Below are 24356 nucleotides of genomic sequence, written 5' to 3'. Positions count from 1 at the left end.
CCGGAAATCCTGTCTAAATGGAAATGTTCTTATTTGGACCACGCACATGAAGCGCACTCAGCAACCTTCCATGCAGGAGGCGGAGCAGGCCTCCCTGAATCATGAGATTTTAACTACATGGCGTCCCGGGGAGACTCTGGGGGAACACATGGAGCGCCGCGGCGTCAGCCGGCGCGAATTCAACAAATGGTGCCTGAAAATGATCTCCCTGATGGGCGTCGCCACGGTGACGGGCGGCGTTTCCAACGCCCAGGAGATTGCGGATAAAATGGCCGCATTGAAACGGCCCGTAGTCGTCTGGCTCCAGCTCCAGGAATGCACCGGATGCCTGGAAAGCACCATCCGCAGCTATAACGAGGAAATCGGGGACATGGTGCTTTCCGCCGTCTCCATGCCTTACGTGGAACTGCTGATGGCCCCTTCAGGGGAGGCCGCCAACCAGGCTCTGGAAGACGCGGTCAGGGAGCCCCACATCCTCGTCATCAACGGGTCCGTCCCGGTCCATGACGGCGGGGTGTACTGCACTATAGCCGGGGATACCGTGGAAAACATGCTGCGCCATTGCGCGGAAAACGCCTCCTATATCCTGGCCGTGGGCTCGTGCGCGTACTTCGGCTCCATCCAGGCCGCGCGCCCCAACCCTACCGGGGCCGTGGGCATCCGGGACATCCTGACGGACCGCACGGTCATCAACGTGCCCGGCTGCCCGCCCATCGGGGACGTGATTACGGCCGTCATCATGTACATCCTTACGTTTGACCGCGCCCCGGAATGCGACCAGGAGTCTCGCCCGCTGATGGCGTACGGCACCCGCATCCACAATAATTGCCCGCGCCGCGCCCATTTCGACGCCGGACAGTTCGTCAACGTGTTTGACGACGAGAACGCGCGGGAATGCTTCTGCCTGTACAAGGTGGGCTGCAAGGGCCCGGACACGTTCTCCCCCTGCCCCATCGTCAAATGGAACGGGGGCGTCAGCTTCCCCATCCAGTCCGGCCACCCGTGCATCGGCTGTACGGAGCTGCACTTCTTTGACCGCATGACTCCGTTCTACAAGACGCTGCCGAACGTGAACGGCTTCGGCGTGGAAGCCTCCGCCAACGTCATCGGGGCTGTGGGCGTAGCCGGCGCCGGCGCGGCCATCGCCGCCCATGCCGTAGGCTCCGTCATCCATTACAAGAAGCAGCACATGAAGGAGGAAGCGAACGTCTCCCTGCCCGCCTTCGGGGACGCTCCCGGCTCGCCCGACAAGGAAACTGAAGAATAGCCAGAAGCCCCTTACCACCAGATTACCATGAGCAATTACACATCAGCGGACGTTCCGGAATCCAGCCGGGTGGTCATTGACCCGGTGACGCGCATTGAAGGCCACTTGCGGGTGGAAATGGAGGCCGGGGACGGCGTCATCAAAAACGCCTGGACGTCCACCACGCAGTACCGCGGCATTGAGGTGATCGCCTGCAAGCGGGATCCCCGTGACGTCTGGGCTTTCGTGGAACGCATCTGCGGCGTCTGCACGGGCACGCACGCCATCGCGGCCCTGGCCGCGGTGGAAGACGCGCTCCAGTACCCGGTGCCCGTCCAGGCCCGCCTCATGCGCGACCTGGTCAGCGGGGCCCTGGGCATCCAGGACCACGTCATCCATTTTTACCAGCTCCAGGCCATGGACTGGGTGGACGTGATGTCCGCCCTGAAGGCGGACCCCGCGGAAACCGCCGCCATCGCCAAATCCCTTTCCGACTGGCCCCTGTCCTCCGCCGCGTATTTCGCCGGAGTGCAGAAAAAGCTGAAGGACTCCATCGCCTACGGGCAGTATTCCATCTTCACGAACGGCTACTGGGGCCATCCGGCCTACAAGCTGCCGCCGGAAGTGAATCTGCTGGGCGTGGCGCATTACCTCCAGGCCCTGGTCTGGCAGCGGGACATGATCAAGATCCACACCATTCTGGGCGGCAAGAACCCGCACCCGAACTTCCTGGTCGGCGGCATGGCCTGCGCCATCAACATGAACAATGACCAGGCCATCAACCAGTTTTCCCTGAGCTACCTGAAGCAGCTGGTGCAAACCTGCCACGATTTCATCCACAAAGTATATTATCCGGACATTGTCGCCATCGCCGGATTTTATAAGGACTACGCCCATATCGGCGCGTCCAACCCCAACTTTTTCTGCACCGGGGCTCCGTCTGAAATCAACGCGGGCGCTCCCGCCGGCAAAGGCATGATCAAGCCCGGAGTGCTGCTGAACGGGGACTACAGGAACGTGCTCCCCTTTGACCAGGACAAGATCAGGGAATTCGTCACCAGCTCCTGGTACAAATACTCGGAAGGCAGGGACGCGGGCCTGGCTCCGTATGACGGGGAGACGAATGCGGACTACAACGGCCCCAGGCCGCCCTACAAATGGCTTTCCGACCGCCCGCAGTACACCTGGGTGAAAGCCCCGCGCTATGACGGCCACGCGATGGCCGTGGGCCCGAACGCCCGCATGATGATTGGCTACGCCCAGGGGGTTCCCGCCATCGTGGAACGGGTGGACGCCGCCTGCGACAAGCTGGGCCTGCCGCGCGACAACGCTTTCATGAACTCCACGCTGGGCCGCGTGTACGGACGTGCGCTGGACGCCCTGATCAACGTGGACATGATGGTGGACCAGCTCCAGGAAATGACGGACCGCATCAGGAACGGGGAAACCGCCACCTTCAACCCGGAAAAATGGGAGCCGGAAACCTGGCCCTCCTCCTGCAAGGGCGTGGGCTGGGTGGAAGCGCCCCGCGGCAGCCTGAGCCACTGGGTGCGGATTGAAAACGGCCAGACGGCGAATTACCAGGCCGTGGTCCCCAGCACCTGGAACAGCTCCGGCCGGGACGCGGAAGGGCAGATGGGGCCATACGAATATTCCCTGGCCCATACCGGGAAACACCCGCTGGTGGACCCCTCCCGCCCGGTGGAACCCCTGCGCACCATTCACAGCTATGATCCGTGCCAATCCTGCGCCGTCCATTTGTTTGACGAAGAAGGGGAAGCCATTCTGACCAGACAGGACCCGTGAAAACGACTCTTATCGATAACGACCTCACCCTGGCGGTGGAGGATGCCATTCCGGCCAGTCCGGTGTACGCTCCGGAGGAAATCCTGGCCCTGGCCGTGTGCGCCTCCCCCAACGGCAGCAGGGACGCGGGAGACCTGGCCCTGCTCCACGCCGCGCGGGAACGCGGCATAACCCTCCCTTACGCCCAGCGGGAAAACTCCTGGGAGGCGCCCTCCCGGGAAAGGCCGTACAGCACGGCTGTTCTGAAAGCCGCGGATAAGGCGGACGCCGCCCCTTTCATGGTAGCCCGCGGCAATCTGAAAGCGCTGGAAAATCTGTGCGAAGTCAGCTCCCTGGAAAAGGAGCGCATGAACAAGGCTTTCAAGGAACACTCCCCCTCCGGCTTTGAACCCGTGGCCGTGGCCGTCCACCGGTCCGGCGCGCCGTGGCGCCTGCTGGGCGTCGTGCCCATGCACGCCATGAGGGACGTGCGCCGCCTCTCCATGGCCAGGGCCAACTTCCGCTACTTCCACGTCTGGGACTGGCCTCTGCGCGTGCTGCACTGGACGTGGGTGCTCTGCATCATCGGCCTGTCCGCCACCGGCATCTGCATCGCGGAAGGGTGGTTCCTGAAAATGGGGGATCTGCACGGGGCTTTCCAATTCGGGACGCTCCGTTTCGTGCATTATGCGCTGGGGTGGGTCCTGGTGGTGGTGATGATGCTGCGTTTTTCCTGCTTCTTCATGGCCTCCAACAAATACCAGAGCTTCCGGGCCCTGTTCCCCGTCTCCAGACAGGAGTGGAAGGATCTGTACGCCACGGCGGTGGACTACCTGTTCGCCCGCAGTTATGACGGCCCCCGCTACATCGGCCACAATCCCCTGCAGCAGTGGACATACACGGGCGTGTACGTCCTGTTCACCACCATGGTGGTGACCGGGCTGGCCCTGTACGCCCTGTATGAGCCGCGCCACTGGTTCTACCGCTGGTTCATGCCGCTGAACGACCTGATAGGCATTCCGTACGTGCGCCTGGTGCATCTGGTGGGCATGTGGTGCTTCATCATCTTCGCCATGATCCACGTGTACCTTTCCATCCTTTCCGGGAACGTGGACCGGGACGGCACCATCTCCTCCATGTTCAGCGGCGGACGATGGCTGCGCAAGGGCGTCAAATTCCGGGATGAATAACTCTCCGCTCTCCCCTCTCCCCTCTGCCATGAAACCGGAGCCATACACGGAAGAACTGCGGGGCTGCCCCGTGAAGGGGAATGCCTATCCCGTGCTCGTGCTGGGCATCGGGAACCCGCTCATGGGGGATGACGGCGCGGGCGTGGATCTGGCCCACCGCCTCCAGGAACGGGATTACGGCCCGCTGGTCCACGTGGAGGAAGGGGGGACGCTGGGCATGGCCCTGCTGCCCCTGCTGGAAGATGCGGACACGCTCATCCTGCTGGACGCCGTCAGGACGGGGGCCCGGCCGGGAACCGTCGTCACGCGCAGCCGGGAAGAACTGCCGCGCCACTTTTCCCGTGTGATATCGCCCCACCAGATAGGCATGAAGGAAGTGCTGGGGGCGGCCCAGCTGTGCGGCACGCTGCCGCGCGCCATCACGCTGGTGGGGGTGGAGGCCCTGCATACGGATTTCTGCCGCCCCATGTCCGCGGAGGTGCTGGAAGCGTTGCCGAAGGCGCTGGACACGGCGGAGGCCCTCATCGCCCGCGCCCTGGCGGAACATCAGGCCCGGAAAAACGCCCATGCATGAAGTAGGCATCATGGAAGGCGCGCTGGACATGGCCCGGCGGCTCATGGAAAAACACGGAGGCAGCAGGCTGAGGCGCGTGCACATGACCCTAGGCAGCCTGAGCGGCGTGGTGCCGGAAGCGCTTCAATCCGCCTTCCTGGCCCTGAAAGACTCGTATGCGGCGCAGGAGGCGGTCCTGGACGTCACCTGGGTGGAGGCCGTGTGCCGCTGTGACGCATGCCGGGCGGATTTTTCCTTTACGGAACACGGCTACATCTGCCCCGGCTGCGGAGAACCGGCCCTGGCCATCCTGCGCGGGCGGGAACTGGAGCTGACCCGCGTGGAGTGGGAATGAACAGCGCTTCTTCCGGAAAAAATAAAGGAAATTTGCCCGAACATTTTCCCCGGACGGAGGGTCTAACCCCGTTGGGGCGCCTCCACCGCGCCGCAAACGTCAAACCAGCTATGCAACCGGAGCCATGAGCAATATCAACCCATTTATTCTAACAGGGATGATGCCGCTTTCAGCCTCATCCATGAACCGGGTCTCCTACATGTGCCCTGTCACCATCAGCAACGATGTGGTGCAGGGCCAGACGGACATTCAGGATTCCCTTACCGTTGATTCCGGCGGAAATCTTTACATCATCAACGCCCCCGTTTACGTAGGCGGCCCCAATCAGCCGGACCACGGGCACCGCACCGCCCACCTCGTCATCCGGAACGGAGGCGCCATGACGCTCCTGGGAAACCTGCCGGACCATATGACCGTTTTCCTGGGGGACAAGGCCAACGGCAGCCTGGAAATCAACGGCGGCCGCCTTCTGATGGGCCAGGGGCGCATTCAGGGCTCCAGGGAGCATGAAGGCAGAATCGCCATGGCGGACGGCTGGCTCTTCGCCTCGGAAGTGGATCTGCCGGCGGAGGGCTCGGAGCTCGTCATCAGGCACGGCCTGATGCGGATTAAAAAACTCTCCGGCAACGCGTCCACCCGCATTTACGGCGGCGTCCTGCATGTGAAGGAGGAAGCCCGCGCCAGCCGCATCCATTTGATAGACGACGGCGTGCTGCTGCTGGGCAGCGTCACCAGCCAGCCCTCCGCGGACGTCATGGCCGGAGCCGGCATCAACTTCCGCGGGGACGGAGGGGCGCTGGTCATCCGCATCCCCCACCCGGAACATGCTCTGACGCGCACGCGGGAAGCGGAACACGTCTTTGACGAACTGCTCCGGAGAGGCAAGCTCTTTCATGACAGCGAACCCATGGCCAGCTTCCAGGGGTTCCACATGAGGGAGTTCACGGGACATGACGGACTGACGTACGCCGCGCTGCGCCCCTCCGCCCAGCTGGACGCGGAACAGAACCAGGTCACCCGCCTGCTCCATGCGTTCATGTACGGCGGCGGTGAAAAGGACATGCCCATCTAATTCCCTCCGGCAAGGAAAGCCCTCATCAAAAAAACCGCCGGCATTCAGCGCCGGCGGTTTTTAAGTCTGTTGATCTGTTGAGAAACGGAAAAACGTTATTTCAGGAATTTAATCGTGAAGGGAGGCACATAATCGTAATCCCCGTTCGCCGCCTTGACGGCAGCGATGATGGAGAAAACGATCCAGGCGATGACCACCACGGGGGCGAGCACGAACCCGATCAGGATCAAACATGAAAGACAGGCCGCAACCGTATAGATCGCCCAGGAAATCTGGGCGTTCAGAATATTCTTTCCTATTTTGTCCACCAGAGGGTTGGCGTCCCTCCAGACCAGCCAGCAGATCAGGGGAGGAATAATGTTCACGCCGGCGGAGCCTCCGAAAAAGACGGACACCAGCGGGGAAACCGCCGTCAGGATAGCCTGCGTTTTATCCGATTGTTTCTCAGGGGCGGGCTCCTGAACCGGTTCCTGGATCATTTGTTGTTCTTCGTCCATAAAATGAAAGCAATGGAAAGCGGATGAAGGTGAACGGAAACCTTTTCCGCTTCATTCCGCCTTAATGAAACCTTTTTTACATATTCCTCCCCGTAGTCAAGCTTCCAGACCGTCCTTTTCCTGCATAAAAAACGCTCTCCGGCAATCATCCTTGCCACTACGCAGGCCGGAAGCCATACTGCCGGACATGACCCATGCCCTGACGCTGCTCGTCTTTTCCGCCTGTCTGGGGGCCTGTGCCCCGGAAGTACGGGAAATCCCTCCTCCCGCCTCTTCCGTCACCCGCCGTGAAGCCCTGGCAGCCAGCCGGGCCTACACCTCCATGATTTGGCGGGGCTCTGTCCGGAATGTCCGCCACGAAACGGACGGGGACGGCATCCGGACAGACACGCCGGACGCCTCCGCAGCCGGATATGACGCCGGAGCATGGTGGAAGCCAGGCATGCGCTCCACCGGCATGCCGTATAAATGGGGCGGCTTCGACACCCCGCGGCAGTTTTCCAAACGCCTGAAGGCGGACGCGGCCAACGGAGGGCTCCCCGCCGCGGCCGGAGACATGGGCACCCCGGAAAAGCAGGCCGCGGGAGACGCCGCCGTCAGCCGCTTTGCCGCCGGAGTGGACTGCTCCGGCTTCGTCTCCCGCTGCTGGCGGCTGGACAGGCCCTTTTCCACACGGGAACTCCCCGCCCTCTGCACGCGGCTTCCCTCCTGGGAAGACCTCCGGACGGGAGACATCCTGATCGCGCCGGGGCGCCATGTGCTCCTGTTCATTCAGTGGGAGGGAACGGAAAAGAACAGGTTCCTGGGCAGTGAAGCCGGCCCCCTGCCTGCCTGGAAATGTTCGGAGCATGTGTTCAGCCGCCCCATGCTGGAAAACAGCGGCTACCGCCCCATGAGATACAGGGGCATGCGGGACTGAAAACAGGTTCCTGAGCATCCGTCATCCCCCTTCTTTCCCGGAACAGGAACAAGAGGAAAGACATCGGGAAACATTCCGCAAGTTCTCCGCCCCCCTTCCATAAAAAGAAGCCCGGCATCCCCCATGCGGCAGGGATGCCGGGCTTGCCGGCCAGTACGACCCGCCAAAGGCGGCGGACGTTCACGCGCCGGGAATTACAACGGCTGTACGTTCATATGGAACACCTTCCCCTGGAAGGAGGAGCCAAGTTCCTTCAGAGGCAGAATGAACGTGGAACGGTGCACTTTGGGACGATGCTTGAAGTTGTCCGGAAAATCCTTGGTCTTGTCGGAAAAATTCTTCAGCACGGCAGTTCCGGCAGGCTCCCCGTCAAGCAGCAGGCTGGTTTTTTCCGGTTCCCCCACAATTTCCACCTTGACCTTCCGGCCCACGGGCAGCTTGGCGCCGAAGGAAAATTCCAGAGAATCGTCACGGCGGAATCCGACGGTGCCGTCCTTCATGACCGCCAGCAATTCTCCTTCAGGAGCGGAAAGAAGCACCTGCTCTTTCCCTTCCGGAGCGGCAGTCAATTCCAGTTCCATCGTCAGGCGGTAATTCGGCCCCAGGGCAGGCTTGCCCAGCTTCTGGGGGAGGGAGGAAGGCTTCACCGCAAAGGGCTGGGCATCCTTCCATTTGTACAGGGGATTGGTGCGCGGGGCATTGCCGATGGAGGAAACCAGCTCGCGATGCTGTTCAAACGTATCCGGAGCCTTGGCGGTTCCCCACAGTTTCTGGCTGAGCACGTCCATGGAACCGGAAATGATCCCCCAAATGTCATAAGGCGCGTATCCCGTATGCATAATGTCCGTTTCATCATTCCAGACGGCGAAGGTGCCCCCGAGGAGCTGGGGATGCCCGGAAGGCAGCGTTTCATTGCCGATGCGGTTGGGAATCCAGTTATTATACAATCCCTTATGGTTTCTGTCCATCCGGTAGTAACCGGCAAAGGGAACGATATAAAGGGCCCCGTCGTTCGTATTGATCACATCATAGCCCTGGTTGACGGCCTCCCACGCTCTCATCCAGCCGGTATTCCAAAGGTTCATCTGGACGCCCTTGCTGACTACCGGGGTCTTGCCCGGCTTGGTGCTCAGGCTTCCCCAGATGCGGGGCGTATAACCGCGCTTGAGGGCATGGCTGAGCACGGCGTTCGCAAAGTGGCGGTAATCTTCCTTGTCCCCATAGAATTCATCCGCCCCCACATGCACCACGCCGCAGTCCGCGAACACGGGACGGCCCAGCTTGGGGTCCTTCAGCAGGTATTCGTCAAAAACCTTGCTCACCAGGTCAATCGTTTCCGGGTTGGCGGCGTCCAGCATCTCGCAGCGGCGCTTCTCATGATTCATGGGCCCTTTGTAAATGAGATCGGGCCGCAGACGGGTAAAGGAAAGGGCATGCCCCGGCGTGTCGAACTCCGGAACAATATTGACGCCGTACTTCTTGGCATAGCTGACCAGGTCGGCGAATTCCTTCTTGGTATAAAAAAGGTCCCTGGCCGTCAGGGGCGTGCCGTCCTTCCCCTTCATGTTGGATTCCAGGCGGAAGGCCGCGTAGCTTTCCTTGAACGGATCATGGCCGTTGTCCACATAGTGCTCGTGGAAAATATAGTTGTTGTTGATGACCAGGTGCAGGTCATTCATCTTGTACCAGGCCATGGTGCGGATCACGTCCTTCAGGTAACTGAGGGGATACGGCGTGCGCGCGATATCAAGCATGAACCCGCGGAGCTGGTAGCGCGGGAAATCCACGGCCGTGCCGCAGGGCACGCTGCCGGGCGTCTGGCGGAGCATCTGCAGCAGGGTGCGCGTACCCCAGAACAGGCCGGTGGGAGCCGCCGCGCCGAGACGGACGCCGTCCCTGGCAATCTGGAGCCGATATCCTTCCCTGCCCAGATTGCCGCCCTTCACCAGGGAAAGGGAAATATCCGCCTTCGCCCCGGGGGCGACGAGCTTGACCTTCTTTCCCAGCACGTCTTCCATATCCGCCGCGAACAATTTGCCCAGCTCCTTGTCCGGGCATGCTACGGTAACCGTATTCCCCAGCTTGTATTCTCCCTGGCCCCCCTTCCATTGCAGGATTTCCGGGATGATCCGCGGCTTGGGATTGCCCTGGGCGGCCTGAGGAGCCTGAAGCATGATTTCATAATCCTTGCTGACGGCTTCCTTGCCGTCCTTGGTCACCTTGAAGCTGACGTTGACGGGGGTATCTGAAATAACAGGGGCTATCTTGCCTTTGCTGTTAACGAGCTGCTCATAGTCGGCCCCCAGCAGTTTAATCTGGGCTCCGGAAGCGCTCGGCATGGGCAGCTGCTTTGCCCCGGCTTTCACCGGGGGGATGGAAAGGGAATCCGCAATCTGCTTGGCGTCCTGCCCCATCAGGGGAGATGCGGCAAGAACGGCGATCATCAGGAATAGGTTGTTCTTCATGTTCTGGTCTTGTTTAGGAAAAGGAAATGTCTGATTGGCTCCAAAAACTACGCGCCCGCCGCCCCTTTCTTGCAGAGAAAGAGGAAAAAGCGGAGGAATTCTCCCTCTTTACGCCGGACGAAACTGCCATTCCGCCCAAACGGATTGCCGCGCGCCGGGCTTCACGAAGGAAAACCGCCGGTCAAAGGGGGAGACTTTCCCTCTTGTTTCAATAAATTATTATCCCAAAGAACCCGTTATTGGCGAGATAAAAAAACGGGAGGCCCGTGCGGCAGCCAAAAAAAGACGCCGCGCGGCGGCCTAACGCCGCCCCACGGCAAAAAACGGGAGCCGCCGCCTCTGCCGGGGACAACCGGCTCCGGACAGGAAAATAAAATCAGGCGCGGATATCCATCACCTCTCCGGCGGGAAAGCGCACCTTGGCCTCGCGGGCGTAAGAGTCGTCCTTGGCGCGGTAGCCCAGCGCCACCCCCACCACGGAGCGGTACGGCGTGCCGTCCAGCCCCAGAATTTCATCATATTTGGCGTTGTCCATGCCGCCGATCGTGCAGGAATCCACCCGCAGGGCGGCGGCGGCGCTGAGCAGGAACCCCACGGCGATGTACACCTGGCAATCCAGCCACGCATGCATCTTCTCCGGCGTCAGCGCCTCCACGTAACTGGTATAAAAACCGGCGGAGGAAGCCAGCTTTTCCGCGGAAGGGCGGCGCATGAATTCAATCTGGGCCAGGTAGCGGTCCACATCCCGCCTGGTGGCGGAGCGCCGGGAGCACAGCACCACGTAATGGGAGCAGTCCTCCACCTGGGACTGGTTCCAGGAAACCTCCCGCAGGCGCGCCTTCAGTTCCCTGTTGGTCACCACGACAAACTTCCAGAGCTGAAGCCCCAGGGAGGAGGGGCTGAGACGCAGGCTTTCCGCCAGCGCATGCCAGACAGGCTGCTCAAGGCGGGCTTCGGGATCAAATTTTTTGCAGGCGTAACGCCATTCCAGACCGTCAATATACTGTTCCGGGGAAATCGTCATGCAGGGTGAGACAGAAAAACGGAGAAACTGTTTAAAGAACCTCTTTCAATACCTCAATGCAGCGGGCGTTCTCCGCGGGAGTGCCCACGCTGATGCGTATCCATTCCGGCAGTCCGTAACCGTCCTGCGCGCGGACGATGACCCCCCTGGCGAGCATATCCTGGAACACCTGCCTGCCCCGGCCCACCTTCACCAGGATAAAGTTGCCCTGGCTGGGAATCCATTCTAGGCCCATTTCCCGGAAAACCTGCTCATAAAAACGCATGCCTTCCTTATTGTTCTCCACAGTGCGGCGCACATGCTCCCGGTCCTCCAGGGCGGCCAGGGCGGCCTCCTGGGCCAGTACATGCAGGTTGAACGGAGCGCGCGCCTTGTGCAGCATGCTGCAAACCTGTTCCGGAGCAAGGCCGTAGCCCACGCGCAGCCCCGCCAGGCCGTAAGCCTTGGAGAAGGTGCGCAGAACAACCACGTTGCGGCCTTCCCGCACAAATTTGAGGGTATCCGGAGGATTGTCGGAAAACTCCCGGTACGCCTCGTCAAAGACCACCAGCACATGTTCCGGCACCTTCGCCATGAAATCGTCTATTTCCTGCTGCCCTACTACGGTGCCGACGGGATTGGTGGGATTCGTAATGAACACGACGCGCGTATTGTCCGTAATGGCGTCCAGGAAACCGTTCAGGTCATGCGTCCAGTCCTCCTTGTTGGGCACTTCCACGTACGCGGCGCCAAACAGCTTGGACATGATGGGGTACATGGAAAAGGCGTGTTTGGCGGCCACCACCTCCGCACGGGGATTCAGCAGGGCATGGCAGATCAGTTCAATCACTTCGCTGCTGCCCGTGCCCACTACTGTCTGGTTGAACTCCACGCCGCAGAACTCCGCGATGGCGGAACGCAGGCGGAAAGCCGCGCCGTCCGGATAGATGTTCACGCCGGCTGCCGCACGGGCAATCGCTTCCACCGCTTTCGGGGACGGCCCCAGGGGATTTTCATTAGACGCCAGTTTCACAATATCATGGGGATCCAGGCCCAGTTCCCGGGCCGTCTCCTCAATCGGCTTGCCCGGCTGATAAGCCACCAACTCCAGCACATGCTGATTTGCGAAACTCTCAATACTCATAGCGGCGGCATGTTACCGCCATTCCCCGTTTCTGGCAATACGGATTTCCATGCGGCCAGACCTTGGGAATATGGCAGCCTTTCAACCGCGCCGGCGCTGCCGGAAGAAGGCCCCCTTTCCCGGAATTTCCCCCTTCTTTCTGAAACGCCTTTCTTCCGGAGAAAGGCAGCCGTCCTCCTTCTCCGGCAGATTTCCTCCTGCTTCAAAGACGAGCCACTTAACAAGTTCTTCCATGCCCAAGGAGGGTAAAACATTCCCCTTAAAAGAAAGGGGAGACGGCATTCCGCAATGAGCGGGGAACCGGCCCCACGGACCGCCCCGCCCGCCTATTTTTCACGTCTGCGGTCCCCGCGCGGACGGCTGCGCAGAGTCTGGTATCCGGCCACAAGAAAGGCGAACGCGGTCACCGCCAGAAAGGAACGGAACAGCCAGGCCAGAAGTTCCCAGTAAATCTCCTGAGTCATGCGGAAGGTTTTTTGCCGGAATCGGGAACGTTTCCCAAATCTTCCCGGAGGCGTTTGACGGCACAGGCAATCAGGGTGGCCTTATCCAGCTGGCAGCGTTCCATGTTCAGCGCGTCCGCTTCCGCATCCCGGAAGAAATGGACCGACAACGGCATTTTCCCCTTGATTTGAATTTTTTTCTGACTCTTTTTTTTATTTTCCGTCTTCATAAAAATCCTTTTTTTGGTGCAATAACGGCCTCAACTGCCCTTTTGCACCCCAACAATGCACCTTAAACGGTATTTCCGTCAACAAAAATATACCATTAAAATGACTTTATGCAAAAAAGATTGAAGAATCGCACCATTTTCGTTACAAAAGGCGCATGAGTGAGAATCAGGACGAACTCAAAATGCAGATCAAGGCCTGGCTGAAACAGCAGAACATTTCCCGCAATGATTTTGCGGCGGAATGCTTCGTGTCTCCCAACACGGTCCGCAACTGGCTTGCCAAGGTAGCCATCCCCAAAGACAAGGAAGCTCTCATCCGGCTCATGATGGAAAAGACGGAAAGGGAGAAAAAATTGAAGCAGGCGGCAAGAGCCAATTGGAAACCCTTTGTCGTCATGCTGAGTTTCGAGGATTACAAACTCATTGAAGAAGCCGCCAGGATGGACAACATGACGGTGGAGGAATGGGCGGAAGCCACCCTAATCAAGGATGCCCAGAAGAGGATGAAAAATTATTACGACGACGAAAACAGCCTTCCGGACAATATATTCCTGGCGGCGGAAGTCCCGGAGGAATACGGAGCGCCCAGGCGTTCCGGCCCTTCATCGTCACCACCTTCTTCTTCCCGCCGCAAACCACGGCACTAAATCATGGAGGGCATGGCATCCCGCCAGCGCCTCCCCTCTGGCTGTCCCGCCTCCCCTCTGGCTGTCCCGCCTGCCGGCGTGCAGTTCCGCCGAACGCTTCCCCAGGAGCCGGGAACGCCGGCCGTTTTTGCGGCGTGCCGGATCCGCTTTTTCCCGTCCGCCGTTCTCAACAATTTCTATTTCACGTTGATGGCGAGTCAACTCTTCTGTCTGTTGCTCCCCTCTGTCTTCCATTTCCCGTGGTTCTTTAAAAGCTTTCCCCTGTTCCGGGCATCGGGGCCCCGGCATCCCTTTCCGATGACTGACTCCTCCCTGAAAGGCCCCTGATTGGAGAAACCGTTTCATCACGCGCACTGCGCCGCTCTTGCCGCTGGCCGGCATGTTTCACATGGGCCAGATACGGCAGAAGGAACGGGGCGAAACGTTTCAGGGCAAAATAAAACAGGACGATGGCCGCAAACACCAGCAACGGAGTGAAAACGGCGAGAACAGGCTGGATTTTCATGACGGGAGGCAGGAAATCGTAAATGGGCCAGTGCAGCATGAACGTCAAAAAGCAGGCGGGAGCCAGCAACGCTATTTTCGCGGACAGGCCGGGCAGATGCTTTTCCATCCAGATGCCTGCATACATGATCATCATGACTCCCAGAAGCATGCCAATGGCTGTCTCTTTCCACAGAGGAATCATTCCGGCGGAATACAGCGCAATCAGCACAACGGGCATAAAAATGCTCACCCAGAAAAAAATGCCGAACTTCTTATTCAACACCAGATGAATATCGTCAATCTTCCGGGAACTGAGCGCAACGCCCAACAGATAAAAAGCACAGGTTCCAATGGAAATCGTCTCCATATGGTCCGGAGCCACGTTGAAGAAACAGAAAAAGAGGAGCACCGCAGGGAACAGCAGGATTTTGACGCGGACCAGAAGAGGCGTCAGCAACGTGAGAATGATAATGTCCCTCAGGAACCAGGAAGGGCCGATGGGAGGAACGGCATGGGAGTCATCCGCGGGGAAAAGGTTGATGCCCGGAAGGAAGACGTCCCGAATGCCGATCAGATTCTCAAGGCGGAAGGAAGCTCCGTCATGAGGCAAAACAAGGAGCACGTACAGCACATTCCAGAACATGAATGGAATGAACAGCCATAAAGCCCGGTTGAACGCCTTGTTCCAGGTGATGTTCCTGCCCAGGAAATACCCTGCCAACACCAGGAAAAAAGGAACCCTCCCCAGATAAAAGAGATGGAGGCTCACTGACTGGAGAAAGGGAGAGGACAAATGGACGTACATAATCAGGAGGGCGGCAATAACCCTTGATACGTCAATCCATAAGACACGTTTTGAGGGAGAAGGCGCAGACGTGTCGAGAATCGGAGGCTGGTTTTGAGCGTTATACATTTAAGCGGAAGAAAAAGTAATGCAGGCAAGAGCCAAAGTCAATTACTCGGAACCGTTTTGGGAAATGGGCGGCGCATTGGGGCAGCCCTGATTTTTTTGCTCGAACCGGATGCGGAGCTTCGCTATATTATCTTCCGTTATGGCAACACCGGATTTTCATTATCAGGCCCCTTTTCCCATGGAAAAGGACGACACTCAATACCGCCTCATCACGTCCGACTACGTGAGCGTAGGCGACTTTGAAGGACATCCCATGCTGAAAGTGGAACCGGAGGGCCTGCGCCTGCTGGCCGCGGAAGCCTTCCATGACGTGGCCTTTTTCCTGCGCCCCGCCCACCTGAAGCAGGTGGCCGCCATTCTGGACGATCCGGAAGCCAGCGCCAATGACAAAAGCGTGGCCCTGACGATGCTCCGCAACGCGGAAGTGGCGTCCGCCGGCATTCTGCCCTTCTGCCAGGACACGGGGACCGCTACCATCGTAGGCAAGAAGGGCCAGCAGGTCTGGACCGGCTGCGACGACTGCGAACAGCTTTCCCATGGCGTTTACGACGCCTATACCCAGAACAACCTGCGCTATTCCCAGACGGTGGCGCTGGATATGTACACGGAGAAAAACACCGGCACCAATCTTCCCGCCCAGATTGACCTGGAAGCGGTGGAGGGCATGAAGTACTCCTTCCTGTTCGTCGCCAAGGGCGGCGGTTCCGCCAACAAGACTTATCTTTACCAGGAAACGAAGGCCCTGCTCAACCCGGCCACGCTGAAAAAGTTCCTGGTGGAAAAGATGAGCACCCTGGGCACGGCGGCCTGCCCCCCCTATCACATCGCGTTCGTCATTGGCGGCACTTCTGCGGAAAAATGCCTGAAAACCGTGAAGATGGCCTCCACGAAGTATTACGACAACCTGCCTACTACGGGCAACGAATACGGCCGCGCCTTCCGTGACCTGGAACTGGAAAAGGAATTGCATGAAGAAGCGTGCAAGCTGGGCCTGGGCGCCCAGTTCGGCGGCAAGTGGTACGCCCTGGACGTGCGCGTCATCCGGCTGCCCCGCCACGGCGCCTCCTGCCCGGTGGGCCTGGGAGTCTCCTGCTCCGCGGACCGCAACGCGAAAGCCAAGATCACGCCGGAGGGCATCTTCATTGAACAGCTGGAAACCAACCCCGGCCAGTATATTCCGGAAGCCCTGCGCATGACCTCCAGCGAAGCCGTCTCCATTGACCTGAACCGCCCGATGAAGGAAGTCCTGGCGGAACTGGGCAAGCACCCCGTCACCACGCGCCTGAGCCTGAACGGCACCATCATCGTGGCGCGCGACATCGCCCACGCCAAGCTGAAGGAACGCCTGGAAAAGGGTGAAGGGCTGCCTCAGTACATGAAGGACCACCCCGTGTACTACGCCGGCCCGGCGAAAACCCCGGAAGGCTACCCCTCCGGTTCCTTCGGCCCCACGACCGCCGGCCGCATGGATTCCTACGTGGACCTGTTCCAGGAAAACGGCGGCTCCATGATCATGATCGCCAAGGGCAACCGCAGCCAGCAGGTAACGGATGCCTGCCAGAAACACGGCGGTTTTTACCTGGGTTCCATCGGCGGCCCCGCCGCCATTCTGGCCAAGAACAACATCAAGAAAGTGGAACTGCTGGAATACCCGGAACTGGGCATGGAAGCCATCTGGAAAATTGAAGTGGAAGACTTCCCCGCCTTTATTCTGGTAGATGACAAGGGCAATGATTTCTTCGCTAAAATCCGCGAAGGATGGGCCTGCGCCGGTTGCGGGCATTAAGCCTGACCCGGAAACAAAATGATTCGCGGCCGGAGTCCTTCGGGGCTCCGGCTTTTTGATGCTCCGGGTTCATCCCTTCTTCCCGGTCCGGACGGCGTGAATATCCGGGGGGGGGAAAAACTTCCGGTATTCATCATGCGCTTCTTCACGCAAACAGGTAATAAACCAGTATCAGCGCCAGATTGACGCCGGCAGCCAGCAGCGCCCTGCCCGGCCTCAAATACCGCGCCTTTCCAAGAAAAACCGCCAGCGCCGCAAAGACGGCGTACAGGGAGATCCACATCACAAAAAATGCCGTCAGGCTCCGCTCGTTCCCCAGGCCGGCCTGGGGCATGTTCCCGCCAGGGAAAAGAAACGGCAACGCCGGAAGCACGGCGTAAATGACATATACCCAATCCCTGGCTATCACCCTGAAAGAGACCGTCAGCGGCTCCCTGCCAAACAGAATATTACGGGAGCAGGCGTTCCGCGTCTTTTCCTTCCTCAGGGCGCAGGGCAAATAGAAGGGAAGAAGCATCAGCGCCAGGACAGGCCCGGCATATAAAATGGCGGCCATTCCCGCTACGAACGCGAAGAAAGCGGCAAAGAGGACAGGCACGCCCGCCATAAGCAGGAAAAGAAAGGCTGTGCTGCGCTCCGCCTTCTCCCCCATTTTCAGGAAAGACCATGAAAGATAAGCCACAGGGTAAAAATATGGTTTTTTGAAGTCTGCCAGAAATCGAGGCCGTGCGCAAGGGAAAGCCGCCCACAAACATCCGGTGCGGCAGAGACCCAGCCCTCCGCACGCGGCAAGAGGGGAACCAGACAGACTCTGATTGGGATTGCCCCGCGCCCGCGCCCGCGTTATCCTGTCTCTATGGTCTACCGAATTTGCAAATCCATTGAACTGGAAAGCGGGCATCTCCTGTCCAAACACCCCGGCAATTGCAAATTCCCGCATGGCCATACGCGCTCCGTAGAGATGGTGTTCCGGGCGGAAACGCTGAATGCCAATGACATGGTGCTGGATTTCAAGGCCGTCAAGCAGATGATGGGGGATTTCCTCCAGCAGTTTGACCACTCCCTGTGCGTGAATACGGAGGACCCGAATTACGCCGCCTTCGTGGCCGCATACGGGGAGCGCATCATTCCGTTCGACCGGGAAGACCCCACCAGCGAGGTGATGGCCCGCACTATTTTCAACGTTGCCCGTCACGCGCTGGAAAAAGCCAGGGAGAACCCCGGCGAATATCCTGTGAGGGCCTGTGTGGTGCTGGAACGCGTGCGCGTATGGGAAACCAGCAGTTCCTGGGCGGAATATGGGGAATAACTGAAACAGCGCGTTTCCCGCCGGGCGGAACGCTCCGCAAAGATTCCCGGCCCCGGCCGGAGGCACGGCCGCAATGCAGCCCACCCCGGAGTTCATCCCTTAAAAGGGATTCAGGCATATCATGCGTTTCTGCGTCCAGTGCCCGTAGGCGGAAGAATATACATCCGTAATTTCCCGGGCCCATTCGTCAATGGTGCGCTGATGGTGGGCGTATTTTTTAAAATCTTTGGTGTCCACGCCCAGCAGGGAGCTGTGGTCTTCCTCATAATCCGCAAATTCGGAAACGACGCGGCCGGACTCATCCTTCAGGCGTCCCGCCATGGCAATGTGCCCTTTCTTGATGAACCGTTTGACCAGCCCTCCCCCCTTGATGCCGCTCAGCGCCGTGACAAAGATGCCGGCCCTGGCATTCGTGGGAGTGATGGAAATGATGGCGAGTTCCAGTGTATAGGCCCCTCTGGTTCCCGGAGGGACCATTTCAAAATGCGGATTTTCGGCAACCTCCTTTTCCATTCTGGTTGCAACGCTCTTCTGGAAATATTCCGCCAGGCTGCGCAGGGCATCAAACCCTTCCGCGGTATCCGGCCTTACATCCATGTGCGCCGTATCCACCGGAACAACAGCCATCAGGACTTTTTTGCCATCCACGCCGTTCACCCTGTCATTCCAGATTTTTTTGTCATCGGCATTCCAGTACGCGTCAAAGGGAATATGGGAATCCTTATTTTTTACCTGATGAGCAATAAATCCTGTCTGGGGAACATGTTTGAAGTTATTGGAACAAGACACTACCGCCATGCAGCCAAGCAACACGAGAGCCATCAGGGAAGCTGAGAATAAAAACCGGTGTTTCTTCATATCAAGTAACAGGCAGAATCGTTTTTATCATGGCCCGGCACCAGCTGTCAATAAAACCTGCGGGTGAACATCCGGGGCGGCGGCCCCCTGCCGCGCGGAAGGGGCCAAAGCGGGAATGCCTAGTCTTCTTCCCCCATGGGGCGGTATTTCACGGCCAGTTTTTCCAGGATTTTCAGGGCCCTGGCGGCGCGGCGGCGGAAGGATTTGTAGTCCCGGGGGTCGCAGTCGCTCCAGGCGCGTTCGGACAGGGCCAGGGCGCGCGGCCACGCCATGTATTCCACCAGCCCCATATTGTACAGGTATTCCGTCCAGATGTTCGCCTGGAGGCCGCGCACCCTCGCGGCTTCCTCCGGGGAAAGTTCCGGCAATTCATAGCCGTACACCTGTTTGAGCGGAATAAGGCCCCCTACGGCTTTCGGCTCCGTGGACGCGGCAGACTGGTAATAGTCAAAATAGAAATGGGAACACGGCGCCAGGATGACGGGATGCCCCTTCCTGGCTGCCGCCGCGGCAAAGCCGTTGCCGCGCCACGCCATGACGAGGATGCGTTTGTCCGCCTCCAGTTCCCCGGCTTCATCCCAGACAATGGCGTCATAGCCGCCCTGCCGCACGTAGTCCGCAATCTGCTGCAGGAAATCCCGGCTCAGGGCCTTGAGGTCCTTCTCCCTCAGGCTTTTTAAGCGGTTCTGGCAATACCGGCATTTTTTCCATGCCTCGGCAGACACCTCGTCATGGCCCAAATGAATGGGGGAGCCGGGCGGAAAAACGGCCTTGAGTTCATCCACCACGTCTTTCACGAAGCGGAGCGTTTCCGGCCGCCCCATGCAGACGGCGTCCCGGCCTTTTTTCCCTTCCACGGGGAAGTCCACGCCGTCGCAAATCAAATCCCCGTAGGCATGCATGGCCGCATAGGAATGGCCGGGAAGGTCTATTTCCGGAACAACGGTGACCTGGCGGCTGCGCGCATAGGCAATGATCTCCCTCATCTGCTCCTGGGTGTAAAAACCGCCGTAGGTAGCTTCCGGGTCATGCTCCTGGATGGCGAGTTTCACTTCCTGCCAGTTCCACTCCCCGTCAGCGAGCGGAACGCGCCAGGCGCTCATGGAGGTAAGCAGCGGATATTTTTTAATTTCCAGGCGCCAGCCGGGACCGTCCGTCAGGTGCAGGTGGAGGCGGTTGAGCTTGAACAGGGACATGGCGTCAACCATGCGCTTGACTTCCGCCACGGTGAAAAAGTGGCGGGAAACATCCAGCATCATGCCTCGCCATTCAAAGCGGGGAACATCCCGGAGGGAAAAAACGGGTACGGAAAACCCTTCCCCGGTCCGGTTGGCGTTCAACACCTGAACCATGCTCTGCCACGCGTAGAAGAGGCCCTGGGGAGCCGCCGCTTTCAGATGCAGGAAGCCCCTCCCTTCCCTGTCGCGCACCAGTCGGGCTTCATATCCTTCGCCCGTCCCCGAGGGGCTTCCCTCAACCGAACAAACGGCATCCGCAGACGCCCTGTCACGGGTCATGGAGAGGCCGGACAAAACGCCCTGGGCGTGGAGCACATTCAGGAGGGCTTCCACTACGGGAACATCCTTTTCCGGCGCATACACCGCCAGCCGCTGCGGGAGATGAGCCACGGCGGCCCGGTCAGACCTGCATGCGGAAGGCGCTGGGAGCAACACCTCCTCAGCCGGCAGCGTTTCCGCCATGCCCGCGCCTGGCACTCCGGACAGAGCCAGCCATGCGGCCAGCCGGAAACAACGCCCCTTATTCATCATTCAGAAAATACGGCCCGCCCTTGTCTCTTCTTTCAATGGAAGGAGCTTTCCCTCAGGCCCCTGTGTTCCGGAAAGCAAAGGCGCGGCCGTATTCAGCCGCGCCTGCCAGTTTCCATCCTTTTTTACATTTACCTGCGTCCGCCAAAAAGGCCGCCAAGGCCGCCACCTAATCCACCCAGGCCCTTCAGGCCTCCCAAACCTCCGCCCATGCCGGGAAAACCGGGCATCTTGCCCCCCTTCCCTTTCATGGAAGCCATCTGCTTCATCATGGCGCCCATTTTGCCTTTGCCGGACATCATCTTGCGCATTTCGGAAAAATTCTTGATCAGTTTGTTCACTTCCATCAGCGGGCGGCCGCAGCCCGCGGCAATGCGGCGGCGGCGGGACGGATTCAACAGGTTGGGATTGCTCCTTTCCTTGGCCGTCATGGAGAGCACAATGGCTTCCATGTGCTTCATCCGCCTGGGGTCCAGGGCGCCTTCCGGAAGCTGTTTCTTGATTTTGCCGAAGCCGGGGAGCAGGCCCAGCAGTCCTTCCAGCGGTCCCAGGCTCTGCATCATTTTCATCTGGTCCAGAAAGTCGTTGAAATCAAATTTGCCGGACATCATGCGGTCCATGGATTTGGCCGCCTGCTCTTCGTCAATGCGCGCGGCGGCATGCTCCACCAGCCCGACAATGTCGCCCATGCCCAGAATGCGGTCCGCCATGCGGCCGGGGACGAAGGGGCCGAACTGGTCCAGTTTTTCCCCCTCACCGGAAAATTTGATGGGCTTGCCCGTCACGGAACGCATGGAAAGAGCCGCGCCCCCACGGGCATCGCCGTCCAGCTTGGTCAGGACGATGCCCGTCACGTTCACGGCACGGTCAAAGGTCTGGGCCACGTTCACGGCCTGCTGGCCCGTGGCGGCATCCGCCACCAGGAGCGTTTCCCGCGGCGCAAGGAAGGAGTGCAGATGGCGCAGCTCGTCTATCAGGGCTTCATCCACCTCCTGACGGCCCGCCGTGTCAAAAATCATGACGGTCCCGTTCTGGGTCCGTGCCCATTCCAGAGCCTCGCGCGCCACGGCCACCACGTCCTTGCTGCCGGGAGCGGGCTTATAAACGGGCACTCCTATTTGTTCCGCCAGCGTGGCCAGCTGGTCCACGGCGGCGGGGCGCACCAGGTCGCAGGCCACCAGCAGGGGGCGGCGCCCCTCGTTCTTCAGGCGCAGGGCCAGCTTCGCGCTGGTCGTGGTCTTGCCGGCGCCGTTCAGGCCCACCACCATGATTCTGGCAGGGTCCGTCAGGTCCAGCCCCACGGCGTCCCCACCCAGCAGGGCGGCGATTTCATCACGGAAAATTTTGACGATTTGCTCTCCGGGCTTGATGGATTTGAGCACTTCCTGCCCCATGGCCCGTTCCTTCACACGGCCGATGAATTCCCGGGCCACGCCAAACTCCACGTCCGCCTCCAGCAAGGCCAGCCGGATGTCGCGCAGGGCGTCTGCAATATTTTTCTCGGAAATCTTGCCCAGGCCGCGAAGCCTCCGGAACGTGTTATCCAGTTTATCTGCTAAAAGTGAAAACATAATCGTATGATGCGCCAGACTGTGCCACATTTCCCCCTTCCCGTCAACAAGCGCGCCCTGCATGGGACATGATGCTTGACTTGCCGGGGGCTTCGTCCCATCTTTTCCCGCATGGCACCCTTTGACCTGAAAGAGGAAATTTTACGCCTGAAAGAAGAACGCAACGCCATCATTCTGGCGCACAGCTACCAGACCGGGGATATCCAGGACATAGCCGACTACGTGGGCGACTCCCTGGGGCTGGCCTACAAGGCGCAGAATACGGATTGCGACGTGATCGCCTTCTGCGGCGTCCATTTCATGGCGGAAACCGCCAAAATTCTTAATCCGGACAAAACCGTCATTCTTCCGGATGCCGACGCCGGCTGTTCTCTGGAAGCCTCCTGCGACGCCGGTGAGCTGGAAGCCTTCTTAAAAGAAAACGCCCATAAAAATTACTATGTAGTGGCGTATGTGAACTGCTCCATCGGCGTCAAGGCGCTGGCGGATGTAATCGTTACTTCCGGAAATGCCGTAAAAATCGTCTCCCAGGCTCCGAAGAACCGCCCCATCCTGTTCGTCCCGGACCAGAATCTGGGCGCTTGGGTAAGCCGCCAGCTTGGTCGCCCCCTGGAACTGTGGAACGGGGCCTGCCACGTGCACATGGAATTCACGCGGGACCAGATTCTTGCCCTGAAGGAAAAGCACCCCGGCGTGCCGGTGGTGGCCCATCCGGAATGCACGGAGGCCGTGCGCCTGCTGGCGGACCATATCTGCTCCACGGAGAAAATGATTCCCTATTGCACGGAAAGCCCCGCCAAATCTTTCATCATTGTGACGGAATCCGGCATTCTGCACCGTCTCCGCAAGCTGGTTCCGGGCAAAGAATTCATTCCCGCGCCCACGGAGCAATGCTCCTGCAGCACCTGCCCGTACATGAAAATGAACACGCTGGAAAAACTGTACCTGGCCCTCCGGGACCTTTCTCCCGCCGTGGAACTGCCGGAAGACCTGCGCAGAAGGGCGGAAGCCCCGCTGCTGCGCATGCTGGAGCAATCCCAATCCTGACCCCTGCCTTTCCCGCATGATACGCCTTTCAGACCACATCGCGGCCGCTGGCGGCTGGCTCTCCCTGGAAGCTTTCATGCAGCTGGCCCTGCACCACCCGCAGGAAGGGTACTACTCCTCTTCCATTGAAAACATCGGTCAACGCGGGGATTTTTCCACCACCCCCACGCTTTCCCCCATCCTCGCAAAAGCCATTGCCGCGCACTGGAAAGAAGCCTGCGCCCGCTGCGGCAGGCGGCTGCCCCTGCTGGAAATAGGCGCCGGTTCCGGCGCCCTGGCCGTCAAAATCCTGGAACGGCTGGGATTCTGGAACCGCCTGAATACGGACTACGTGATTGTGGAATCTTCCCCGCGGTTGCGCGAATTCCAGCACCTTCTGCTGGGAGGCAGGGCCAAAATTTATTCCACCATGGAAAAAGCGCTGAAACACTGCGGAGGCAAGGCCTTTATTTTCTCCAACGAGCTGGTGGACGCTTTCCCGGCGCGCGTATTCGAATACACGGAACAGGACTGGAAGGAAGTAGGGCTTGTCGTGAAAAACGGAGCCGTCCGGGAAGAACTGCGCCCCGTCCGGCAGCAGCCGCTTTTCTCCCATATGCTGGAATACGGCTCCCAGCCGGGGCAGCGGGTGGAAATTCACGACTCCTACGCGCGCTGGTTTACGAGCTGGCTTCCCCTCTGGAACATGGGCGTCATGACGGTCATCGACTACGGGGATGAAATGGAGCGGCTGTACTATCGCCGCCCCCGGGGTTCCCTGCGCGGGTACAAAAGCCACCAGGTGCTGACCGGGGAGGAACTGTACCGTAACCCCGGCCTCACGGATTTGACCTGTGACGTCAATTTTACGGACCTGCTGGAATTATCCCGCAACTGTCTGGGAGACACAGTCACTTTCATGACCCAGCGGGACTACCTGCTCCCCCATGCGGAGAACACGCCTCAGGATGCCTTCCTGACGGATGAACACGGAGCCGGAGGGCACTTCCACGTACTCATCCAAGAACGCCAGCGGCTGCAACCGGAATAACCCTTAGACGCCAAAACGCCGGGAGTTTTTTCATTACCGGG

Annotated in this window: 23 protein-coding genes; 12 read left to right on the top strand and 11 right to left on the bottom strand. The window is 59.5% G+C overall.

The genetic code is table 11. The features are described 5' to 3' along the window. Positions 1-46: 46 nt before the first annotated feature. The 6 genes from B3075_RS05570 to B3075_RS05545 all read left to right on the top strand — a co-directional run bounded on the left by B3075_RS05570 (position 47) and on the right by B3075_RS05545 (position 6201). Positions 47-1267, top strand: coding sequence for a hydrogenase small subunit (locus tag B3075_RS05570; protein ID WP_256943544.1), 1221 nt, complete (start codon positions 47-49; stop codon positions 1265-1267). Positions 1268-1294: 27 nt separating this feature from the next. Further along, a complete protein-coding gene (locus B3075_RS05565) occupies positions 1295-3052 on the top strand; it encodes a nickel-dependent hydrogenase large subunit (RefSeq protein WP_290488577.1) in 1758 nt (585 codons plus the stop codon). Further along, positions 3049-4221, top strand: a complete 1173-nt coding sequence (locus tag B3075_RS05560) for a cytochrome b/b6 domain-containing protein (RefSeq protein WP_094136195.1) — start codon at positions 3049-3051, stop codon at positions 4219-4221. The genes B3075_RS05565 and B3075_RS05560 overlap by 4 nt, the downstream gene beginning before the upstream one ends. 28 nt (positions 4222-4249) lie before the next feature. Next, the gene (locus tag B3075_RS05555) at positions 4250-4795 is read left to right on the top strand and encodes a HyaD/HybD family hydrogenase maturation endopeptidase (protein WP_290488578.1); all 546 of its coding nucleotides are present in this window, start codon (positions 4250-4252) and stop codon (positions 4793-4795) included. Continuing rightward, on the top strand, positions 4788-5129 hold the full coding sequence (locus B3075_RS05550) for a hydrogenase maturation nickel metallochaperone HypA (protein ID WP_290488579.1): 342 nt from the start codon (positions 4788-4790) through the stop codon (positions 5127-5129). The genes B3075_RS05555 and B3075_RS05550 overlap by 8 nt, the downstream gene beginning before the upstream one ends. 157 nt (positions 5130-5286) lie before the next feature. Then, a complete protein-coding gene (locus B3075_RS05545) occupies positions 5287-6201 on the top strand; it encodes a hypothetical protein (RefSeq protein WP_290488580.1) in 915 nt (304 codons plus the stop codon). A 95-nt stretch (positions 6202-6296) separates the two neighbouring features. Here the strand turns inward: B3075_RS05545 and B3075_RS05540 are convergent, their stop codons facing one another. Continuing rightward, positions 6297-6698 (bottom strand): DUF4870 domain-containing protein, encoded by a 402-nt coding sequence (locus tag B3075_RS05540; RefSeq protein ID WP_290488581.1) that lies wholly within the window; start codon positions 6696-6698, stop codon positions 6297-6299. 151 nt (positions 6699-6849) lie between these two features. Here B3075_RS05540 and B3075_RS05535 point away from each other — a divergent pair, with 151 nt between their 5' ends. After that, complete coding sequence (locus tag B3075_RS05535) at positions 6850-7617, top strand: hypothetical protein (RefSeq protein ID WP_143245582.1); 768 nt, start codon at positions 6850-6852, stop codon at positions 7615-7617. A gap of 194 nt (positions 7618-7811) precedes the next feature. Here B3075_RS05535 and B3075_RS05530 read toward each other — a convergent pair whose 3' ends face one another. The 5 genes from B3075_RS05530 to B3075_RS05510 form a co-directional block, all read right to left on the bottom strand. Beyond that, positions 7812-10082, bottom strand: a complete 2271-nt coding sequence (locus B3075_RS05530) for a family 20 glycosylhydrolase (RefSeq protein WP_290488582.1) — start codon at positions 10080-10082, stop codon at positions 7812-7814. Between the two features lie 376 nt (positions 10083-10458). Further along, positions 10459-11106 (bottom strand): NAD(P)H-dependent oxidoreductase, encoded by a 648-nt coding sequence (locus tag B3075_RS05525; RefSeq protein WP_290488583.1) that lies wholly within the window; start codon positions 11104-11106, stop codon positions 10459-10461. Between the two features lie 31 nt (positions 11107-11137). Continuing rightward, positions 11138-12229: a histidinol-phosphate transaminase gene (gene hisC, locus B3075_RS05520; RefSeq protein WP_290488584.1), complete on the bottom strand. Its 1092-nt coding sequence runs from the start codon at positions 12227-12229 to the stop codon at positions 11138-11140. Between the two features lie 326 nt (positions 12230-12555). Further along, positions 12556-12693, bottom strand: coding sequence for a hypothetical protein (locus B3075_RS05515; protein WP_179218369.1), 138 nt, complete (start codon positions 12691-12693; stop codon positions 12556-12558). Continuing rightward, positions 12690-12848 carry a hypothetical protein gene (locus B3075_RS05510; RefSeq protein ID WP_153816444.1) on the bottom strand — a complete coding sequence of 53 codons (159 nt, stop codon included), beginning with the start codon at positions 12846-12848 and terminating at the stop codon, positions 12690-12692. The genes B3075_RS05515 and B3075_RS05510 overlap by 4 nt, the downstream gene beginning before the upstream one ends. A gap of 209 nt (positions 12849-13057) precedes the next feature. Between B3075_RS05510 and B3075_RS05505 the strand changes: the two genes are divergently transcribed. After that, the gene (locus B3075_RS05505; protein ID WP_290488585.1) at positions 13058-13549 is read left to right on the top strand and encodes a helix-turn-helix domain-containing protein; all 492 of its coding nucleotides are present in this window, start codon (positions 13058-13060) and stop codon (positions 13547-13549) included. Positions 13550-13796: 247 nt separating this feature from the next. Here B3075_RS05505 and B3075_RS05500 read toward each other — a convergent pair whose 3' ends face one another. Then, complete coding sequence (locus B3075_RS05500) at positions 13797-14948, bottom strand: acyltransferase family protein (protein ID WP_290488586.1); 1152 nt, start codon at positions 14946-14948, stop codon at positions 13797-13799. 139 nt (positions 14949-15087) lie between these two features. Between B3075_RS05500 and B3075_RS05495 the strand changes: the two genes are divergently transcribed. Next, positions 15088-16734, top strand: coding sequence for a fumarate hydratase (locus B3075_RS05495; RefSeq protein WP_290492042.1), 1647 nt, complete (start codon positions 15088-15090; stop codon positions 16732-16734). A 145-nt stretch (positions 16735-16879) separates the two neighbouring features. On the opposite strand, the gene B3075_RS05490 is transcribed toward B3075_RS05495, so the two are convergent. After that, on the bottom strand, positions 16880-17416 hold the full coding sequence (locus B3075_RS05490; RefSeq protein ID WP_290488588.1) for a hypothetical protein: 537 nt from the start codon (positions 17414-17416) through the stop codon (positions 16880-16882). Positions 17417-17590: 174 nt separating this feature from the next. Here B3075_RS05490 and B3075_RS05485 point away from each other — a divergent pair, with 174 nt between their 5' ends. Then, positions 17591-18043 (top strand): 6-pyruvoyl trahydropterin synthase family protein, encoded by a 453-nt coding sequence (locus B3075_RS05485; protein ID WP_094136211.1) that lies wholly within the window; start codon positions 17591-17593, stop codon positions 18041-18043. Positions 18044-18142: 99 nt separating this feature from the next. Here the strand turns inward: B3075_RS05485 and B3075_RS05480 are convergent, their stop codons facing one another. The 3 genes from B3075_RS05480 to ffh form a co-directional block, all read right to left on the bottom strand. Beyond that, positions 18143-18901 (bottom strand): hypothetical protein, encoded by a 759-nt coding sequence (locus B3075_RS05480; protein ID WP_290488589.1) that lies wholly within the window; start codon positions 18899-18901, stop codon positions 18143-18145. Between the two features lie 119 nt (positions 18902-19020). Continuing rightward, positions 19021-20670: a beta-N-acetylhexosaminidase gene (locus tag B3075_RS05475; RefSeq protein WP_290492041.1), complete on the bottom strand. Its 1650-nt coding sequence runs from the start codon at positions 20668-20670 to the stop codon at positions 19021-19023. Positions 20671-20798: 128 nt separating this feature from the next. Next, positions 20799-22238, bottom strand: coding sequence for a signal recognition particle protein (gene ffh, locus B3075_RS05470; RefSeq protein WP_290488591.1), 1440 nt, complete (start codon positions 22236-22238; stop codon positions 20799-20801). Positions 22239-22349: 111 nt separating this feature from the next. Here ffh and nadA point away from each other — a divergent pair, with 111 nt between their 5' ends. Continuing rightward, on the top strand, positions 22350-23285 hold the full coding sequence (gene nadA / locus B3075_RS05465) for a quinolinate synthase NadA (RefSeq protein WP_290488592.1): 936 nt from the start codon (positions 22350-22352) through the stop codon (positions 23283-23285). A 16-nt stretch (positions 23286-23301) separates the two neighbouring features. After that, positions 23302-24315, top strand: a complete 1014-nt coding sequence (locus B3075_RS05460) for an SAM-dependent methyltransferase (protein ID WP_290488593.1) — start codon at positions 23302-23304, stop codon at positions 24313-24315. Positions 24316-24356 lie beyond the last annotated feature (41 nt).

Origin of the sequence: Akkermansia sp. UBA7090 (assembly GCF_002493465.1) — a bacterium.
Lineage (GTDB): Bacteria > Verrucomicrobiota > Verrucomicrobiia > Verrucomicrobiales > Akkermansiaceae > Akkermansia > Akkermansia muciniphila_A.
Note: the sequence above shows the minus strand (reverse complement) of the source record. Positions and strands in the feature narration are given on the sequence as shown.

Coding starts and splice junctions, on each gene's coding strand:
- B3075_RS05570 (WP_256943544.1), top strand. CDS start 47: ATGAAGCGCACTCAGCAACCTTCCATGCAGGAGGCGGAGCAGGCCTCC.
- B3075_RS05525 (WP_290488583.1), bottom strand. CDS start 11,106: ATGACGATTTCCCCGGAACAGTATATTGACGGTCTGGAATGGCGTTAC.
- ffh (WP_290488591.1), bottom strand. CDS start 22,238: ATGTTTTCACTTTTAGCAGATAAACTGGATAACACGTTCCGGAGGCTT.
- B3075_RS05510 (WP_153816444.1), bottom strand. CDS start 12,848: ATGCCGTTGTCGGTCCATTTCTTCCGGGATGCGGAAGCGGACGCGCTG.
- hisC (WP_290488584.1), bottom strand. CDS start 12,229: ATGAGTATTGAGAGTTTCGCAAATCAGCATGTGCTGGAGTTGGTGGCT.
- B3075_RS05475 (WP_290492041.1), bottom strand. CDS start 20,670: ATGATGAATAAGGGGCGTTGTTTCCGGCTGGCCGCATGGCTGGCTCTG.
- B3075_RS05500 (WP_290488586.1), bottom strand. CDS start 14,948: ATGTATAACGCTCAAAACCAGCCTCCGATTCTCGACACGTCTGCGCCT.
- B3075_RS05565 (WP_290488577.1), top strand. CDS start 1,295: ATGAGCAATTACACATCAGCGGACGTTCCGGAATCCAGCCGGGTGGTC.
- B3075_RS05460 (WP_290488593.1), top strand. CDS start 23,302: ATGATACGCCTTTCAGACCACATCGCGGCCGCTGGCGGCTGGCTCTCC.
- B3075_RS05550 (WP_290488579.1), top strand. CDS start 4,788: ATGCATGAAGTAGGCATCATGGAAGGCGCGCTGGACATGGCCCGGCGG.
- B3075_RS05530 (WP_290488582.1), bottom strand. CDS start 10,082: ATGAAGAACAACCTATTCCTGATGATCGCCGTTCTTGCCGCATCTCCC.
- B3075_RS05480 (WP_290488589.1), bottom strand. CDS start 18,901: ATGAAGAAACACCGGTTTTTATTCTCAGCTTCCCTGATGGCTCTCGTG.
- B3075_RS05555 (WP_290488578.1), top strand. CDS start 4,250: ATGAAACCGGAGCCATACACGGAAGAACTGCGGGGCTGCCCCGTGAAG.
- B3075_RS05485 (WP_094136211.1), top strand. CDS start 17,591: ATGGTCTACCGAATTTGCAAATCCATTGAACTGGAAAGCGGGCATCTC.
- nadA (WP_290488592.1), top strand. CDS start 22,350: ATGGCACCCTTTGACCTGAAAGAGGAAATTTTACGCCTGAAAGAAGAA.
- B3075_RS05505 (WP_290488585.1), top strand. CDS start 13,058: ATGAGTGAGAATCAGGACGAACTCAAAATGCAGATCAAGGCCTGGCTG.
- B3075_RS05495 (WP_290492042.1), top strand. CDS start 15,088: ATGGCAACACCGGATTTTCATTATCAGGCCCCTTTTCCCATGGAAAAG.
- B3075_RS05545 (WP_290488580.1), top strand. CDS start 5,287: ATGATGCCGCTTTCAGCCTCATCCATGAACCGGGTCTCCTACATGTGC.
- B3075_RS05540 (WP_290488581.1), bottom strand. CDS start 6,698: ATGGACGAAGAACAACAAATGATCCAGGAACCGGTTCAGGAGCCCGCC.
- B3075_RS05515 (WP_179218369.1), bottom strand. CDS start 12,693: ATGACTCAGGAGATTTACTGGGAACTTCTGGCCTGGCTGTTCCGTTCC.